General features: G+C 32.9%; 17 protein-coding genes. 12 read left to right on the top strand and 5 right to left on the bottom strand.

The window, feature by feature from the left end; translation table 11 throughout:
- The first annotated feature begins 56 nt into the window (after window positions 1-56).
- A complete protein-coding gene (locus AAGV28_RS13685; protein WP_373407318.1) occupies window positions 57-287 on the top strand; it encodes a DUF433 domain-containing protein in 231 nt (76 codons plus the stop codon).
- Entirely contained in the window at window positions 284-631 is a 348-nt protein-coding gene (locus AAGV28_RS13680) for a DUF5615 family PIN-like protein (RefSeq protein WP_373407317.1), read from the top strand. The genes AAGV28_RS13685 and AAGV28_RS13680 overlap by 4 nt, the downstream gene beginning before the upstream one ends.
- Before the next feature lie 97 nt (window positions 632-728).
- Here the strand turns inward: AAGV28_RS13680 and tatA are convergent, their stop codons facing one another.
- A complete protein-coding gene (tatA, locus tag AAGV28_RS13675; protein WP_373391140.1) occupies window positions 729-905 on the bottom strand; it encodes a twin-arginine translocase TatA/TatE family subunit in 177 nt (58 codons plus the stop codon).
- Window positions 906-1,118: 213 nt separating this feature from the next.
- Here tatA and AAGV28_RS13670 point away from each other — a divergent pair, with 213 nt between their 5' ends.
- From AAGV28_RS13670 to AAGV28_RS13650, 5 genes are all read left to right on the top strand, one after another.
- A complete protein-coding gene (locus AAGV28_RS13670) occupies window positions 1,119-1,622 on the top strand; it encodes a peptidase (protein ID WP_373407316.1) in 504 nt (167 codons plus the stop codon).
- A gap of 62 nt (window positions 1,623-1,684) precedes the next feature.
- Entirely contained in the window at window positions 1,685-3,199 is a 1,515-nt protein-coding gene (locus AAGV28_RS13665; protein WP_373407315.1) for a GH3 auxin-responsive promoter family protein, read from the top strand.
- Entirely contained in the window at window positions 3,199-4,878 is a 1,680-nt protein-coding gene (locus tag AAGV28_RS13660; protein WP_373407314.1) for a DUF6909 family protein, read from the top strand. Before AAGV28_RS13665 ends, AAGV28_RS13660 begins: the two co-directional genes overlap by 1 nt.
- A gap of 14 nt (window positions 4,879-4,892) precedes the next feature.
- Window positions 4,893-5,876: a UDP-glucuronic acid decarboxylase family protein gene (locus tag AAGV28_RS13655; protein WP_373407313.1), complete on the top strand. Its 984-nt coding sequence runs from the start codon at window positions 4,893-4,895 to the stop codon at window positions 5,874-5,876.
- A gap of 1 nt (window position 5,877) precedes the next feature.
- The gene (locus tag AAGV28_RS13650) at window positions 5,878-6,645 is read left to right on the top strand and encodes a glycosyltransferase family 2 protein (RefSeq protein ID WP_373407312.1); all 768 of its coding nucleotides are present in this window, start codon (window positions 5,878-5,880) and stop codon (window positions 6,643-6,645) included.
- Here the strand turns inward: AAGV28_RS13650 and AAGV28_RS13645 are convergent, their stop codons facing one another.
- Window positions 6,646-7,167, bottom strand: a complete 522-nt coding sequence (locus tag AAGV28_RS13645) for an ORF6N domain-containing protein (protein WP_373407311.1) — start codon at window positions 7,165-7,167, stop codon at window positions 6,646-6,648. It abuts the gene before it with no gap.
- Between the two features lie 41 nt (window positions 7,168-7,208).
- Window positions 7,209-8,531 (bottom strand): phenylacetate--CoA ligase family protein, encoded by a 1,323-nt coding sequence (locus AAGV28_RS13640; protein ID WP_373407310.1) that lies wholly within the window; start codon window positions 8,529-8,531, stop codon window positions 7,209-7,211.
- A gap of 151 nt (window positions 8,532-8,682) precedes the next feature.
- On the opposite strand from AAGV28_RS13640, the gene purD reads away from it, so the two are divergent.
- Complete coding sequence (gene purD, locus AAGV28_RS13635) at window positions 8,683-9,957, top strand: phosphoribosylamine--glycine ligase (protein ID WP_373407309.1); 1,275 nt, start codon at window positions 8,683-8,685, stop codon at window positions 9,955-9,957.
- Between the two features lie 82 nt (window positions 9,958-10,039).
- Here purD and AAGV28_RS13630 read toward each other — a convergent pair whose 3' ends face one another.
- Window positions 10,040-10,270 (bottom strand): DUF6341 family protein, encoded by a 231-nt coding sequence (locus AAGV28_RS13630; protein WP_373407308.1) that lies wholly within the window; start codon window positions 10,268-10,270, stop codon window positions 10,040-10,042.
- 143 nt (window positions 10,271-10,413) lie between these two features.
- On the opposite strand from AAGV28_RS13630, the gene AAGV28_RS13625 reads away from it, so the two are divergent.
- Complete coding sequence (locus AAGV28_RS13625; RefSeq protein ID WP_373407307.1) at window positions 10,414-11,343, top strand: hypothetical protein; 930 nt, start codon at window positions 10,414-10,416, stop codon at window positions 11,341-11,343.
- Here AAGV28_RS13625 and upp read toward each other — a convergent pair.
- Window positions 11,338-11,991: a uracil phosphoribosyltransferase gene (upp, locus tag AAGV28_RS13620; protein WP_373407306.1), complete on the bottom strand. Its 654-nt coding sequence runs from the start codon at window positions 11,989-11,991 to the stop codon at window positions 11,338-11,340. The two genes, AAGV28_RS13625 and upp, sit on opposite strands and share 6 nt — an antisense overlap.
- A 99-nt stretch (window positions 11,992-12,090) precedes the next feature.
- On the opposite strand from upp, the gene AAGV28_RS13615 reads away from it, so the two are divergent.
- The 3 genes from AAGV28_RS13615 (at window position 12,091) to AAGV28_RS13605 (ending at window position 15,690) form a co-directional block, all read left to right on the top strand.
- Window positions 12,091-12,696, top strand: coding sequence for a DUF4254 domain-containing protein (locus AAGV28_RS13615; RefSeq protein WP_373407305.1), 606 nt, complete (start codon window positions 12,091-12,093; stop codon window positions 12,694-12,696).
- 70 nt (window positions 12,697-12,766) lie between these two features.
- Window positions 12,767-14,476 (top strand): ATP-binding protein, encoded by a 1,710-nt coding sequence (locus AAGV28_RS13610; protein WP_373407304.1) that lies wholly within the window; start codon window positions 12,767-12,769, stop codon window positions 14,474-14,476.
- Between the two features lie 185 nt (window positions 14,477-14,661).
- A complete protein-coding gene (locus tag AAGV28_RS13605) occupies window positions 14,662-15,690 on the top strand; it encodes a glycosyltransferase family 9 protein (RefSeq protein WP_373407303.1) in 1,029 nt (342 codons plus the stop codon).
- Window positions 15,691-15,884: the final 194 nt, after the last annotated feature.

Here is a 15,884-nt window from a genome sequence, read left to right as displayed (position 1 = left end):
ATATAAATAAGGAATCAAAAATTTTGATTAATTTTGGAATATTAAATAAATCAATTATGGAAAATTGGCAAAAATATATCAGTATAAATCCAGAAATTAGAAGTGGAAAACCTTGTATTTCTGGCACAAGAATTACGGTTTCGGATGTTTTATCATATCTAGCCGCTGGTATGTCTATGGAAGAAATTATAGAAGATTTTCCAGCCTTAGATAAAGAAAAAATAATAGCAACACTTTCATTTGCAGCTTATAGAGATAATATGACTAAAATTGCTTTTGCATCGTGAAGTTATTACTAGACGAAAATTTATCTTGGCGAATGATAAAAAAGCTCACGCCATTTTTTGCAGAAGTTGTTCATGCATCTGAATTAGAAATTATTCAACCTGCAAATGACATTTCTATTTGGAATTATGCTAAAAAAAATGGATTTACAATCATAAGTAAAGACGATGATTTTGAGAAAATTGTACTTTTAAGAAAAGCACCGCCCAAATTGATTTATTTGAAAACTTATAATTTAGACACCAAAAAATTAGTCGATTTAATTACAGAGAAAAAAGATAAAATAATTGAATTTATTAATTCTGATGAAAACGATATTTTCGAAATTTATTCTAATTTAGGTTGAAGGTAAATTAAAATTAGCAATGATTTTGTAAAACAAAAAATCCCAAAATCCATATGTAACAATTGGATTTTGGGATTCTTAATAAAAAAATAAATTTTTATTTTGTTTCGTCTTCTTTTTTATCAGCTGGCTGTTGATCGTCTTTAGAGGCGTTTTTGAATTCTTTAATTCCACTACCCAAACCTTTCATTAATTCTGGAATCTTTTTACCTCCAAAAAGTAATAAAACAACTGCCAATATAACAAGGATTTCTGTAACTCCAAATCTTCCCATGATTGAATAATTTATGCCGAAGCAAATTTGTATTAAAAACTGGCTACAAAGATAATTAGAATAACCGAACACAAACTCATTTAAGGCAATTATTTAGTTTTTATAAAGTTAAAAATTATTTAATTTTTTTCTATGTGTTTATAATGATAAGCTAATGCTGGCAAAGCACATTGATTGACATTAATTATTATATTTGTGAAATAAAGAAAAAACATGTCAGGGAAAAGATTAAAAAGAAAGAAACTCCACAGTAAATTATTCACTAAAAACCGATTGGTTGTATTGAATGAGGATACTTTTGAAGAAACTTTTTCTTTAAAACTGACTTTAATGAATGTTTTTGTGGTGGCAACACTCGGTGCTATTCTTTTAATTGCAGTAACCACATTTATCATCGCTTTTACACCGCTACGCGAATTTATTCCCGGCTATTCTTCTTCGAAATTGAAAAAAGATGCGACAGAATTAGCTTTAAAATCCGATTCGCTAACTATGGCACTAAAGAAAAATGAAGCCTACATTCAATCCATTCAAAAAGTACTCAACGGGCAATTAGATTACGCTAAGTTCAATAAAGATTCCATTTTATCGGCTTCTATAGATACGATTCAAAAAATAGATTTATCACCTGCAGAAGAAGAATTAGAATTAAGAGCCGAGGTGGAGAAGGAAGAGAAAAAAGAACAGCAAACGGTTTCTAAAAAGAAGAAAAAATAAGCATTTGATTTTTAAAAATTGAATTCATTTTTTCTCAACAAATTTATAATCAGCAAAACGAAATGTCAATAAAATCAATAGCGGCAAAACTATTTGCTAAAAATATTTATAAAAAAACACAGCTTTGGTCAAAGAATCCTGTGGCGACTCAACAAGCAGTTTTTGAAAGTTTAATCAAAGATGCGCAACAAACGCAATTTGGAAAAGACCATCATTTTGACCAAATTAAAACCACCGAAGATTTTGCCAAAAAAGTACCCATTCGGGATTACGAAGATTTAAAATCGTACGTGGAGCAAGTAGTAAAAGGTGAGGAAAATGTGTTGTGGAAAGGCAAACCCTTGTATTTTGCTAAAACTTCGGGAACCACTTCGGGAGCTAAATACATTCCGTTGACTAAAGAATCGATGCCGTATCATATTGAAGCGGCTCGAAATGCCATTTTGCATTACATTCACGAAACAGGAAATGCCGATTTTGTAGATGGGAAAATGATTTTTCTCCAAGGAAGTCCCATTTTAGAAGAAAAATACGGAATTAAATTTGGACGACTTTCTGGAATCGTAGCGCATTTTGTTCCGAAATATTTACAAAAAAACCGCATGCCTTCCTGGGAAACCAATTGTATCGAAGATTGGGAAACTAAAATTGATGCCATTGTCGAAGAAACTTTCGATAAGAATATGACGGTGATTTCGGGAATTCCATCTTGGGTGCAAATGTATTTTGAGCGTTTGCAGCAAAAAGGAGGGAAACCAGTAGGCGAAATCTTTAAAAATTTCAATTTGTTTATTTATGGCGGCGTCAATTATGAACCTTACCGAGCCAAATTTGAAAATCTAATAGGACGAAAAGTAGATAGCATCGAATTGTTTCCTGCCTCGGAGGGATTTTTTGCTTATCAGGATTCACAGGCAGCAAAGGGAATGTTGCTGTTGTTGAATTCCGGAATTTTCTACGAATTCATAAAATCAGATGAATTTTATACCGATCCCGATGGTTCGGGACCACGACGTTATACAATTGGAGAAGTCGAATTGGGCGTGAATTATGTCATGATTATTTCTACCAATGCAGGGCTTTGGGCGTATAACATTGGTGATACCGTTCAATTTACCTGTTTGAAACCGTACAGAGTAATTGTTTCGGGACGAATCAAACATTATATTTCGGCTTTTGGCGAACATGTTATTGGCAAAGAAGTCGAGAGTGCTTTGCAGGAAGCTATGGAAGGAACAACTATTCGAGTAAATGAGTTTACCGTAGCGCCACAAATCAATCCTGAAAGCGGTTTGCCGTATCACGAATGGTTTATTGAATTTGATCCCGAAGCTTCGGGAGAACCAGAAGATTTTGAGTATTTTGCGGAAGCGATAGACAATGCCATGCGTAAACAAAATATTTACTACGATGATTTGATTGTAGGCAATGTGTTGCGAAAAGTGGTTGTTACCAAAGTACCAAAAAATGGTTTTCAGGAATACATGAAATCCATCGGGAAATTAGGAGGTCAAAATAAGATTCCAAGACTTTCTAACGATAGAAAAATTGCTGATGTTTTATCAAAAAACAACTAATGAAAGAAGGTAAAAACATATCGAGAACCAGAGCGCAGGAATCTTCGGCGGCTATTGAAAAGATGTACATTACCATGCGACATTTGTTCAATAGAGGATTTTATAAACCGATGGGCATTTCGGGTGATACTTTGCGGGAAGCATTGATGACTTTGCGTCCCGAAATCTATGGAAATATTGCCGACGAAAAAGTTGAATTAAAAGGACTTTTGTACGTTATTGAGCGATTACCACTAGGAATTGAAGAATGTCGTTTTATCAATTTAACTTCAGATGAAGGTTATTCGAAATCGCATTTTCAGGCTATAATTCCGCCGAAAAGAAGGCGCAATTGCTATCGAATTGACGAAGAGCAAATGAATGTCGAAATAACTCGCGGCCGTTCGGATATTTACGATATTTTGACACATTTGACGTTTATTTTTATCGAATCGCATAAAATAAAAAATCGTGTTTTATTAGACGATGGAGGCGAAGTTTCGCGCGATTGGGAGAAATTAGAACAGGCAGTTTTAAAAAACGAAAAATTATCGTTAATCGAAAAGGAAATTGCTATTTCGCATGCAGCAAATATACTTGCCAGAACTTTTGAAGATGTATTAGAAATTTATGATGATTTTGCTTCAGAGGAAGTTCCGGATCGTTTTTTACATATTATTTTTTGGTTGGGAAAATTAGCCATTGAGGAAGTATTAACTAACAACAAAAGAACGATTACTTTTAGTCCTATTCTTCGAGAGCGTTTAGGACATCATATTCATGGTGAAATTTGGGCAACGCACATTAAGGAGGTTTTAAAGGAAAATCAACTTTTAGGTCGCCCTATTCATATTATTAGTGCCAATATGCACTCGGTTATGAATTCAATTTTCGCAAAAAATGCTTTAAAAACTACTTTTAAAGGCAAGTCGGATTTTGATATTTTTGGAGAATTAAGCAAATCGTCAGCTTATGAAGTTCGAAATACGGTCCAAAAAATTGCTTTAAATCAAGGAATGATTTTTTTGCCTGAAAACGCAGGAACTAATATTGATGTCCAAATTTTTGATACTGCTAAAATTGATTGGGCAACCACTTCTTTTCCAAATGCTAATCTTGGAGATGAAAAACCAGTGTTAATTGTAATGGATTATGCTTTTGGCGAACAAGCGTATGAAACCGTTGATGAGTTGTTAAAGCCCTATAAAAAGAATATTTTACTCAATGTTCAGTCGGTTTCAATTATGGGAAAAGCAGGAATTCTGGAAGGTGACAAAGGTGATATTATGATTCCGAATGCACACATCAATGAGGGAACAGCTGATAACTATTTTTTCGAAAATGAATTAACTCCTGAAATGTTTGAAGGCAATGATATTGCTGTTTTTTCGGGTTCGATGGTTACCGTTTTAGGAACTTCGTTGCAAAATAGAGATTTGTTGAAATTTTTCCACGAATCGACCTGGAGCGTAATTGGATTGGAAATGGAAGGTTCGCATTATCAAAAAGCGATACAATCGGCGTCTAAAATAAGGAAAAGTATTCCGAAAGATGTCAAAGTACGTTATGCGTATTATGCTTCAGATAATCCGTTAGAAACAGGAAGTACGTTGGCTTCTGGCGGATTAGGAACCACTGGTGTAAAACCGACTTATTTGATTACCATTAAAATATTAGAACAAATTTTTAATATCAGTTAGAAAGAAAATTATTTATGAAAAGAATATTGATTACAGGTGCTGCGGGATTTTTGGGTTCTCATTTGTGCGATCGTTTTATTAACGAAGGTTATTTTGTGATAGGAATGGATAACCTTATTACAGGCGATTTGAAAAATATAGAACATTTGTTCAAACTGGAAAATTTCGAATTTTACCATCATGATATTACCAAATTTGTTCACGTTCCTGGCGAATTGGATTATATTTTGCATTTTGCTTCACCAGCAAGTCCAATTGATTATTTAAAAATTCCAATTCAGACTTTGAAAGTGGGTTCACTTGGAACGCATAATTTATTAGGATTAGCAAGAGTAAAAAAAGCCAGAATTTTGATTGCTTCCACTTCTGAAGTGTATGGAGATCCATTGGTTCATCCGCAAACGGAAGAATACTACGGAAATGTAAATACAATAGGACCAAGAGGCGTTTATGACGAAGCCAAGCGTTTTCAGGAATCCATAACAATGGCTTACCATACTTTTCACGGTGTAGAAACTAGAATTGTTCGAATTTTTAATACTTACGGTCCTAGGATGCGTCTTAATGACGGTCGAGTAATTCCGGCATTTATTGGTCAGGCCATTCGTGGCGAAGATTTGACCATTTTTGGAGATGGATTACAAACGCGTTCGTTTTGTTATGTTGACGATCAGGTAGAAGGAATTTACAGATTGCTGCATTCGGATTATGTGTATCCAGTAAACATTGGAAACCCAGACGAAATTACCATTAAAGATTTTGCCGAAGAAATTATCAAATTAACAGGAACTAATCAAAAAGTGGTGTATCATCCGTTGCCAATAAATGATCCTTTACAGCGCCAACCAGATACTACTAAAGCCAAAGAATTATTGGGTTGGGAAGCTAAAGTGGGTCGTGCTGAAGGCATGAAAATTACCTATGAGTATTTCAAATCTTTGTCTCCTGAAGAACTTTCTAAAGAGGAGCATAAGGATTTTACGGATTATATTAAATAGAATGGAAAACGCTTTAGTATCTGTAATTATTCCAATATTCAATTCTGAGAAATACATTTCAGATACTATTATTTCTGTCCAAAATCAAACGTACCAAAACTGGGAAATGCTATTAGTTGACGATGTTTCGACTGATGAAACCCAAACAATAATAACTTCTTTTCTAGTGGATAAAAGGATTCAATTTTATCCGTTAGAAAAAAATTCAGGTACAGGCGTTGCGCGAAATTTTGGGGTTGCTAAAGCCAATGGAAAGTACATTTCGTTTCTGGATGCCGATGATTTGTGGAAATCGGATAAACTCGAAAAGCAAATTAATTTTTTGCAAACGCATAAGTTGCCGTTTACTTTTTCGTTTTACGATTGCATCGACGAACAAGGAAATTCATTAAACAGAAGAGTAGAAGCACCACGAAATTTATCGTATCGCCAACTATTTTTCTGTAATTATGTGGGTAATTTGACGGGGATTTATGATGTGGAATATTTTGGAAAAATCAGTATTTCAAATATTCGAAAACGCCAAGATTGGATGCATTGGTTGACCATTTTAAAGAAAATAAAAACAGCAAAACCAGTTCCTGAAAGTTTGGCTTTTTATCGCATTCGGGAGAATTCTTTGTCCACTTCTAAAACTGCTTTAATTCAATATAATTTTGCGGTTTACAGACAGTTTCATGGCTTTAACTTAGTTGTTTCTATGTTGTGTATGATTGGATTTTTATTCACCCAATTAGTCATAAAACAGTGTTATTCTAAGGCGATTTAATTATTTTTTGTATCCAATTTTTGTTCTTGGTTTTTCTTCTTCTTTTTTCTCGGTTAACTCATCCAAATAGGAGAAAACCAATTCAATATTTTTGCCTTGATTTTCCAGTTTTTTCTGGATTTGAACAATATCCAATTTCATTTCTGTGGTGTCAAGAAGCATTTGTCTTACTTTGGTAAAAATTCGCATAATTTGAATGTTGGTCTGAATGGCTTTTTCGCTATTCAAAACGCTGGATAACATTAGAACTCCATGTTCTGTGAAAGCAGAAGGTAATTTTCTTGTTCCGCCCCAACTTGATGTCACAATTTGTGATGTCAAGTTTTGAAACTCTTCTTTAGACAATTCGAACATAAAATCTTCGGGAAATCTGGATATATTTCTTTTTACAGCTTGTTTTAAAACTCTAGTTTCAATCCCGTAAAGCTTTGCTAAATCTCTATCGAGCATCACTTTTTGATTTCTAATGTAGTAAATGGTGTTAGAAATAGTTTCTTCCGAAAGAATAAGTTTAGCGTCCATGGCTTAAAATTTAGAAATACTAATATACGATTTTACTTAGATTATAAAAATGAAGAAAATTGTTTTAGTTTTCCTCTAGCGGTTCTTTCTAAGGTATTTTTTCGGATAAATGTAAAATGTAAGTTGGATTCCAGATATAAAGCGATGGCTTGTTCTATTTTTTGAATTTGTGCCAAATCTAGTTCGGTTTCGCTTACGTATTCAATCTCAAAATGGTCGATTTTTCGTTGTTTGATGACAAATTCTTTCACATTTCCATCGTCTTCAATAATCGATTTGGTCACATAATAAAAAGTCAATCCTGGCGATTTTTTACCACTTGGCAAAACGGCAACATCATTAGTTCTACCAATAAGTTGTTTTAAAATAGGTTTTTCTAAAGTACTTTTTTCGTCCAAAATTCCGATGTCTCCAATGTCGTAACGAATAAACGGATGTGCTTTGTTGAACAAAGAAGTTATTACAATGCGACCTTCTTTGCCGTAAGGTAAAACTTGATTATTTTCGTCTAGGATTTCCACAAATAGCGTTTCTGAATTGATTTGCCATTGGTTTTCAGTCCCGACGCTTCGGGATTCGAAAGCAATCAAATCCAGTTCGGAAGCACCGTATTCATTGACAATTGGAATTCCGAATTGCATTTCTAATAATTTCTTGTCGTCTTCAAAAAGCATTTCGGAGGTGATCATACACACTTTCAAAGTGGGACAAATATCTTTTAAGATGAGGTTTCGCTTTCGCAAAAATTTAGCAAATAAAACTATCGAACTCGTATAACCGTTGAGGTATTCGAATTTTGTAGTTTCGAATTTTTTCAGCATTTTTTCTAAAACAGCATCCGATAAATCAAAAATAGAAAATCGGAAACGTCTGCTCAAAAAGTCTTTAAAACGTTCTTTTTTGTAGCCCATAAAATCCAATGGAATTCCGTAAAATCGCGCTTGTAGCGAACGATTAAAATTAATTCCATGTAAACCAAAACGGTACATATTGGATGCCCAAGTGAGCGCATGAGTATATTTGTCTTTGGCAAAAATAAAAGGGGTACCACTCGAACCAGAAGTTTTGTTGATATAACAGTTTTTGGTTGTAAAGCCTTTTGAAAGTCGGTATTCTAAAGGACTTTGGAGATTGGTTTTGTTTAAAATAGGTAAATCTTCCCAGTTTGTATACTTTTTTGAACCAACTAATTTTTGATAAAAAGCATTGTTTTCTAAATGAAATTCCACAATAGTGAGTTTCTGATTTTCAATAAATTGTCTTTTTTCGGCAGGAGAAAGTGCTACTATTTTGTCCAAATCGGATTTTGCTTTCCGGATTGGAAAGCCGTTTAGTTGCAGCGAAAGGTCGAAAATAGAAAACATGCGAGTGTTTATTTCTTCAAAAATAATATTATAACAAGAACTAAAGGGGAAGAATCGACAACTTTTTAAAAAATAATTATTTTTTAAGTTCAAAAGCAATTATTTTTGCAGCACTCTAAAAAATGAGTTTTTGCAACTAAAATTAAAAGACATGAATATATTACTATTGGGTTCAGGCGGAAGAGAGCATGCATTTGCATGGAAAATGGTTCAAAGTCCACTTTGTGATACCCTTTTTATGGCACCTGGAAATGCTGGAACTGCTGAGATTGCCACTAATGTTGCGATTGCTGTGACCGATTTTGAAGCTATTAAAGCTTTGGTTATTGCCGAAAAGATCGAAATGGTTGTGGTAGGTCCTGAAGATCCATTAGTAAAAGGTATTTATGATTTTTTCCTGAATGATGAGCAATTGAGTCATGTTCCAGTAATTGGTCCTTCAAAAATTGGAGCGCAATTAGAAGGGAGTAAAGAGTTTGCCAAAGAATTTTTGGTAAAACACAAAATTCCAACAGCAGCTTATGATAGTTTTACTGCTGAAACAGTAGAAAAAGGATGCGATTTCTTAGAAACGTTGCAACCGCCTTACGTATTGAAAGCTGATGGTTTAGCAGCTGGAAAAGGAGTTTTGATTATTCATGATTTGGCTGAAGCCAAAGAAGAGTTGAGAAACATGTTAGTAGGGCAAAAATTTGGTGCTGCGAGTTCAAAAGTAGTTATCGAAGAATTTTTGGACGGAATTGAATTGAGCTGTTTTGTTTTGACAGACGGAAGAAGCTATAAAATTTTACCAACTGCTAAAGATTACAAACGTATTGGTGAAGGTGATGCAGGATTGAATACGGGTGGGATGGGAGCAGTTTCTCCAGTTCCTTATGTGGATGCGGTGTTGATGGAAAAAATTGAAACTCGTATTGTAAAACCTACGATTGAAGGTTTCCAGAAAGATGGAATTCCGTATAAAGGTTTTGTTTTTATTGGATTAATCAATGTTAAAAATGAACCAATTGTAATTGAATATAATGTTCGAATGGGTGATCCAGAAACGGAAGTAGTTGTTCCAAGATTGAAAACGGATTTAGTAGAATTGTTTTTGGCTGTAGCCAATGAAAAATTAGATCAATTTGAACTGGAAATCGACCCAAGAAGTGCTACCACGGTAATGCTTGTTTCTGGTGGATATCCTGAAGATTTTGAAAAAGGAAAAGTAATTACTGGATTAGAAAATGTGCGTAATTCGATTGTTTTCCACGCAGGAACAAAATTGGATAACGGAAATGTAGTTACGAATGGAGGAAGAGTATTGGCAGTTACATCTTACGGTGATTCTTTCCAGGAAGCTTTGGCACAATCGTACCAAAACATTGAAGCCATTCATTTTGACAATGTGTATTTTAGAAAAGATATTGGTTTCGATTTAGTTTAAAATTGAAACCTTTTTAAATAAAAAAATCGAATTGCATTTTGAAGTGCAATTCGATTTTTTTTTATTCGTTTAGTTTCTATTCTTATTTAAAGAAAGAGTGTGCAGTAGTATCTTGATTTTCAGTTCCTGCATCATCAAAAATACGTAATTGTTTAATCCAGTAAACCATTGCAACTGCACAGATAATCATAAAAATCCAGTTAATTGTGTTTGCTAAAAACCAGTGGCTTAACTCTAAAGAGCGTAATCCATCTAATGGTAAGAAAAGAAAATCAACAAAAAGAGATTGTATTCCTTCGAAAAATGACTTCATGATATAGAATTTTTAAATTTTATTAATCGTTGTTATAATTGAGTAAATATTTTAAATTTTTTATACCAATAAAAATTTACTATAACTCGTTTCCTTTTTAAACAAGTATTATATTTACAGTCACAAAAGTATAAAATATCCTTATGATTACAAGTGTTTTTAAAAAATCTACACCATTAAATTTTTCATTAGTAGTATTTTTAATCCTGTTTTTCGATTTTGTATATCAAATTCAAGATTTAGCTTGGTCGCATTCGACTATTTTAGTTTTAAAAAAAATTGGAATTGGATTGGTTATTTTAGCTTCGGCGTTGATAACTAATTTTATAGCCAAAAAAAACGACCTAAGTAAAGACAGTGCATACAGCGTTTTGTTCTTTATGTTATTTTTTCTTTTTTTTCCCTCACTTTTTGATGATATCAATCTGGTTTTTTCTAACTTTTTTATTCTTTTGGCTTTTCGAAGACTAATTTCGTTACAATCTCAAAAGGCTTCTAAAGAGAAAATATTTGACGCTTCTTTATGGATTTTTGTTGCTTCCTTATTTCATTTTTGGTGTATTTTGTATTTTGTGTTGGTATTTGTTTCTATTATTTCGCATGTTTCGGGAGATTATAGAAACTGGCTTTTACCTTTCATTGCCTTTTTCGCAATAGGAATTATTTTTGCAGTGTATTCGTTAGTATTCAATTCCGACGCAATTAGCTATATTACTAATGGAGTAGAAACTAATTTTAGTATTGATTATTTTACTAATAATTATCAGAATGCTGCGCTGTCTATTTACGCCACCGTGGCATTGTTTTTTGTTATTTCGATGCTAATGACTTTGCCTTCTAGACCCTTATTGTTGCATGCTTCGTTCAAGAAAATTCTGTTTGCTTTTTTTATTGGGATTATCATTTATGTGATTTCGGCAAATAAAAGCAATGATTTATTGGTTTTTACAATTGCTCCTTTGGCAATGATGACTACTAGCCATATCGAAATGCCTCAGTTGAAATTAAATCAAGAACTGGCTTTAGGGGTATTGATGTTGTGTAGTTTATTTGCTTTTTTCTCTCAATTATAATTTGATTCCGTAAGCCAAATCGCCAGCATCTCCAAGACCTGGAACAATATAATTATGTTCATTTAGTTTTTCGTCTAAAGCACCTATCCATAAATGGCAGCTGTCAGGCAAATGTTCTTCCAGATAAGCAATGCCTTCAGGAACAGCGATTGTCACGGCAATATGAATTGTTTTTGGTATTCCTCTTTCAATCAACTTATTGTAAACGGCAACTATGGATTGACCCGTAGCCAACATTGGATCGATTAATAACAAACATTTATCAGTAATATCAGCAATAGCCTGGTATTCGACTTTTATCTCAAAAAAATCATCATTATTAGGATGGTACCTGTAGGCGGAAATGAATCCGTTTTCGGCTTGGTCAAAATAATTTAAAAACCCCAAATGCATACTTAAACCTGCTCTTAAAATGGAACAAAGCACAATAGGATTGGTAATTTGAGTTGTTTTTTTGATTCCAATTGGAGTTTGAATTTCTATCGCTTTATAATCTAATTCTTTGCTTAATTCATACGCCATAATTTCGCCAATACGCTCAATATTTCGTCTAAATCGCATTGCATCTTTTTGGATGTTTACATCTCTAATTTCGCCTAGAAAGTGATTTAAAATGCTGTTTTTTTCGGATAAATAATGAATTTGCATAAGAGACGAATTATTGGTTAGGAATGAGAAACAGAAAGTTAAAATGTAATTTTTTTATAAAAGTATAAAAAGTATCTTTGTCTAAATAAAAAGATAAAGATGTTTTCAAAATTAGCTTATTCCGTTTTTGAGCAAAGTATAAAAGATTATCACCAATTTGATAATGTAGATCAACCGATAAACAATCCTTTTCCAAAGGAACAGTTTGAGCATTTATTGTATTTAAAAAATTGGATTGATACGGTGCAATGGCATTTTGAAGACATTATTCGTGATCCACAAATTGATCCGGTTGCGGCTTTGACCTTGAAAAGAAGAATTGATGCTTCTAATCAGGAACGTACGGATATGGTGGAATATATTGATAGTTATTTTTTACAAAAATACTCTAAGGTTGTTGTAAAAGAAGAAGCTAAAATCAACTCAGAAAGTCCAGCTTGGGCATTTGATAGATTGTCAATTTTAGCATTGAAAATTTACCACATGACCGAAGAAGCTAATCGTGCAGAGGCTTCGCAAGAACACAGAGACAAATGTCAGGAAAAACTAAACATTCTTTTAGAACAAAGAACAGATTTGTCTACAGCAATTGATGATTTGTTGACTGATATTGGAAATGGAGATAAATTCATGAAAGTGTACAAGCAAATGAAAATGTACAATGACGACGAATTGAATCCTGTTTTGTACCAAGGGAAGAAATAATTTTTTAAATTAAACTTTATTTATGATAACCATTGAAAAATTTAAAAAACTCAAGGAATCTGAGGATAAAGTGGAATTTAAAAAAGGCGAAGGAGGTAACATATCTTATGATGGTGGAGTTAAACCAAAACCAAATGATAGACGAAGATGTATCTTAGGATATGTTACCGCTTTATGTAATGAAGGTGGAGGTTTTTTAGTCATTGGTATGAGTGATAATTACCCACATGAAGTTATAGGTACAAAACAAAATTTGGGTTCAATAGGTGAATTAGAATCTAAGATATATACTGATATAGGTATCCGACCTGAAGTTTATGAATTGTTTGAAGATCAAAAAAGAGTTTTGGTAATAGAAGTTCCTTGTCGCCCTGCAGGAAAGGTTTTTAAATTTGAAGACGTTGCTTTAATGAGAGTTGGTGAAGAGTTGAAGCCAATGTCCGATGAATTTTATCTGAAAATTATTCAAGAACAAGAACCTGACTTCTCTCAAAAAATATGTGAAGGATTAACAATTTTTGATTTAGACAATAAAGCAATGGCTTTATTGAAAGAAAAATACTCAATAAAACAAAATAATCCTCAGTTTAAATCATTGCCAAATGAGCAAATTCTTTCTGATTTAGAACTTTTAAAAAACGGAAACTTAACTAATGCTGCTTTAATTCTTTTAGCAAAAAAAGAAGTTTTACAACAAAGGCTTCCACAAGCCAAAGTAATGTTAGAATATAGAAATTCGGAGAGTCAAATACCATTTGACAATAGAATCGAATTTACTGAACCTTTTTTTATTTTAATAGAAGACCTCTGGAAAACTATTAATTTAAGAAACGGGAGTTTTCCTATTCAAGATGGAGCTTATATTTTTAATGTACCTTATTTTAATGAAGAGGTCATTCGTGAATCTATTAACAATGCAATATCGCATCGCGATTATAAAAGGACTTCTGAAATTGTAATTAAACAATTTCCCCAACGACTTGATATTATTAACGCTGGTGGTTTTCCATCAGGTGTAACATTAGAAAACCTAATAAAAATTCCAAGCACTCCAAGAAATAGATTATTAGCGGATATTCTACAGAAAACAGGAATTGTTGAGCGTTCAGGACAAGGAGTTGATAAGATATATTACAATACACTTTCGGAAGGTAAAGCGGAACCCGATTATTCAAAGTCAGATAACTTTCAGGTAAATTTGAAATTATCTGCTATAATTGAAGATAGAGCATTTGCATTATTTATCGATTCTATCCAAAAAGAGTTGCCTGAAAAACTCTCCGTTTTAGAAATAGTTACTTTAAATAAAATTAAGAATTGTAGTCCAAAGAACACACTTGATTTAGAACAAGTAAATCAGCTTTTGCAAAAGAAATTGATAGAAAAAAGAGGAAAAACAAATGCCATTTTTTATATTTTATCTAAAGATTATTATGATTTTACAGATGAGAAAGCAAAATATTATAAGCTTCAAGAGATTGATGATAATCAAGTTTTAAATACCATTTTGCAGTTTTTATCTAAAGAGAGTAAAGCAAAGATGAAAGATTTTGTTGGACTTTTTGAAGATAAATTATCAAGAAAGCAAGTCCGATTTAGAGTTGATAAATTAGTTTCTAATAAAGTACTTGAACAACAAGGAGAAGGTTCTACTTCAACCTATGAAATTGCAAATGAATATTTAAATCAAATGGAAGTGATTGCAGAAGCAATAACAAAAACAATTAATGATTTAGAAAGTAAAAATGAAATGGCCAAGAAAAGGCCAAAAAAAACCTAGAAAAATGTTGAAAACACAATATTTTTGTTAACAAGTCTATTGTTAAAGCTTGATTTTCAAGAGATTTATATAAAATGAAATGGCCAAAGAATGGCCAAAAAACGACAATATCTGTAACTTTATATTAAAAAGTATACAAATCAAAGTATTTAAAAATGCCTAAAAAAACAAAGCATATCGCCGTCATGAGACTCTCCGCAATGGGAGATGTTGCCATGACGGCTCCTGTTTTAAGAGCTTTTGTAAAACAATATCCAACGGTTCAAATTACAGTGGTTTCTCGACCCTTTTTCAAGCCTTTTTTTGACGGAATTCCCAATCTTTCTTTTTTAGCTTTTGATGAAAAAGAGCGTCATAAAGGATTTATAGGTTTACTTCGTTTATTTAGAGATTTACGAAAACTTAAAATCGATGCTTTTGCTGATTTGCATAATGTGCTTCGTTCCAAAGTGGTGCGAACACTTTTTGCTTTAAGCGGGAAAAAAGTAGCAGCCGTTGATAAAGGACGGGAAGGTAAAAAAGCGTTAACCGCTGCCGAAAATAAGCTGTTTGAGCCATTGCCAACAATGTTCGAAAACCATATTCAGGTATTTCAAAAATTAGGTTTTACTGTAGATTTATCGAATCCAGAGTTTCCTGAAAAGGCGGTTTTGAGTCCTGAAATTGTTTCGATAATTGGCAAAAATCATCAAAAACTAATCGGAATTGCTCCATTTGCGCAGTATGATGCTAAGGTTTATCCTTTGGACTTAATGAAGGAAGTAATTAGAAAATTGGCTGAATCCCGAAGTTTCGGGACAGAAAATAAAATTCTACTTTTTGGTGGAGGAAAGAAAGAAATCGAAATCTTAGATTCCATTTCGTCTCCATACAAAAACGTCATAAATATGGCGGGAAAAATCAAATTTCAACAAGAATTACAACTTATTAGTAATCTTGATGTGATGCTTTCTATGGATTCTGGGAATGCCCATATTGCAGCTATGTTAGGAGTAAAAGTAGTTACACTTTGGGGCGCTACACATCCTTTTGCTGGTTTTGCACCATTCAATCAACCACTCCAAAATGCCTTGGTTTCCGATAGAAATTTGTTCCCTAAATTACCCACTTCGGTTTACGGTAACAAAATTGTGGAAGGCTACGAAGACGCCATGCGAACAATTACAGTTGATTCTATTGTGAAAGTTTTAAATGATTCTAAACAAGTAAATTAAGTTATATTCTTAGTTAAGCCTTATGTTTCCTGAGTTTTTTATTGAAAGAATAATTTTACCAATTATTTAACAAATAGCTTTTAAATTATAAGTGTAAAAAATACTATTTTGGCTCTCTGTGAGTTAGGTCTTACACATTAAAGCTAACCCAGAAAAAAAGGGATTTTTTTTATCAAGTTGGTTTTTTTTAATGA

The sequence above is a fragment of the Flavobacterium zubiriense genome, assembly GCF_041729725.1.
In the GTDB taxonomy this organism is placed as follows: Bacteria; Bacteroidota; Bacteroidia; order Flavobacteriales; family Flavobacteriaceae; genus Flavobacterium; species Flavobacterium zubiriense.
This window is presented reverse-complemented; position numbering and strand designations above follow the sequence as displayed.

Excerpts from the sequence above, each read along its gene's own strand:
- AAGV28_RS13630 (WP_373407308.1), bottom strand. The coding sequence starts at position 10,270 with ATGAAGTCATTTTTCGAAGGAATACAATCTCTTTTTGTTGATTTTCTT.
- AAGV28_RS13685 (WP_373407318.1), top strand. The coding sequence starts at position 57 with ATGGAAAATTGGCAAAAATATATCAGTATAAATCCAGAAATTAGAAGT.
- AAGV28_RS13615 (WP_373407305.1), top strand. The coding sequence starts at position 12,091 with ATGTTTTCAAAATTAGCTTATTCCGTTTTTGAGCAAAGTATAAAAGAT.
- AAGV28_RS13670 (WP_373407316.1), top strand. The coding sequence starts at position 1,119 with ATGTCAGGGAAAAGATTAAAAAGAAAGAAACTCCACAGTAAATTATTC.
- AAGV28_RS13625 (WP_373407307.1), top strand. The coding sequence starts at position 10,414 with ATGATTACAAGTGTTTTTAAAAAATCTACACCATTAAATTTTTCATTA.
- AAGV28_RS13605 (WP_373407303.1), top strand. The coding sequence starts at position 14,662 with ATGAGACTCTCCGCAATGGGAGATGTTGCCATGACGGCTCCTGTTTTA.
- AAGV28_RS13640 (WP_373407310.1), bottom strand. The coding sequence starts at position 8,531 with ATGTTTTCTATTTTCGACCTTTCGCTGCAACTAAACGGCTTTCCAATC.
- AAGV28_RS13660 (WP_373407314.1), top strand. The coding sequence starts at position 3,199 with ATGAAAGAAGGTAAAAACATATCGAGAACCAGAGCGCAGGAATCTTCG.
- tatA (WP_373391140.1), bottom strand. The coding sequence starts at position 905 with ATGGGAAGATTTGGAGTTACAGAAATCCTTGTTATATTGGCAGTTGTT.
- AAGV28_RS13665 (WP_373407315.1), top strand. The coding sequence starts at position 1,685 with ATGTCAATAAAATCAATAGCGGCAAAACTATTTGCTAAAAATATTTAT.
- AAGV28_RS13645 (WP_373407311.1), bottom strand. The coding sequence starts at position 7,167 with ATGGACGCTAAACTTATTCTTTCGGAAGAAACTATTTCTAACACCATT.
- purD (WP_373407309.1), top strand. The coding sequence starts at position 8,683 with ATGAATATATTACTATTGGGTTCAGGCGGAAGAGAGCATGCATTTGCA.
- AAGV28_RS13650 (WP_373407312.1), top strand. The coding sequence starts at position 5,878 with ATGGAAAACGCTTTAGTATCTGTAATTATTCCAATATTCAATTCTGAG.
- upp (WP_373407306.1), bottom strand. The coding sequence starts at position 11,991 with ATGCAAATTCATTATTTATCCGAAAAAAACAGCATTTTAAATCACTTT.
- AAGV28_RS13655 (WP_373407313.1), top strand. The coding sequence starts at position 4,893 with ATGAAAAGAATATTGATTACAGGTGCTGCGGGATTTTTGGGTTCTCAT.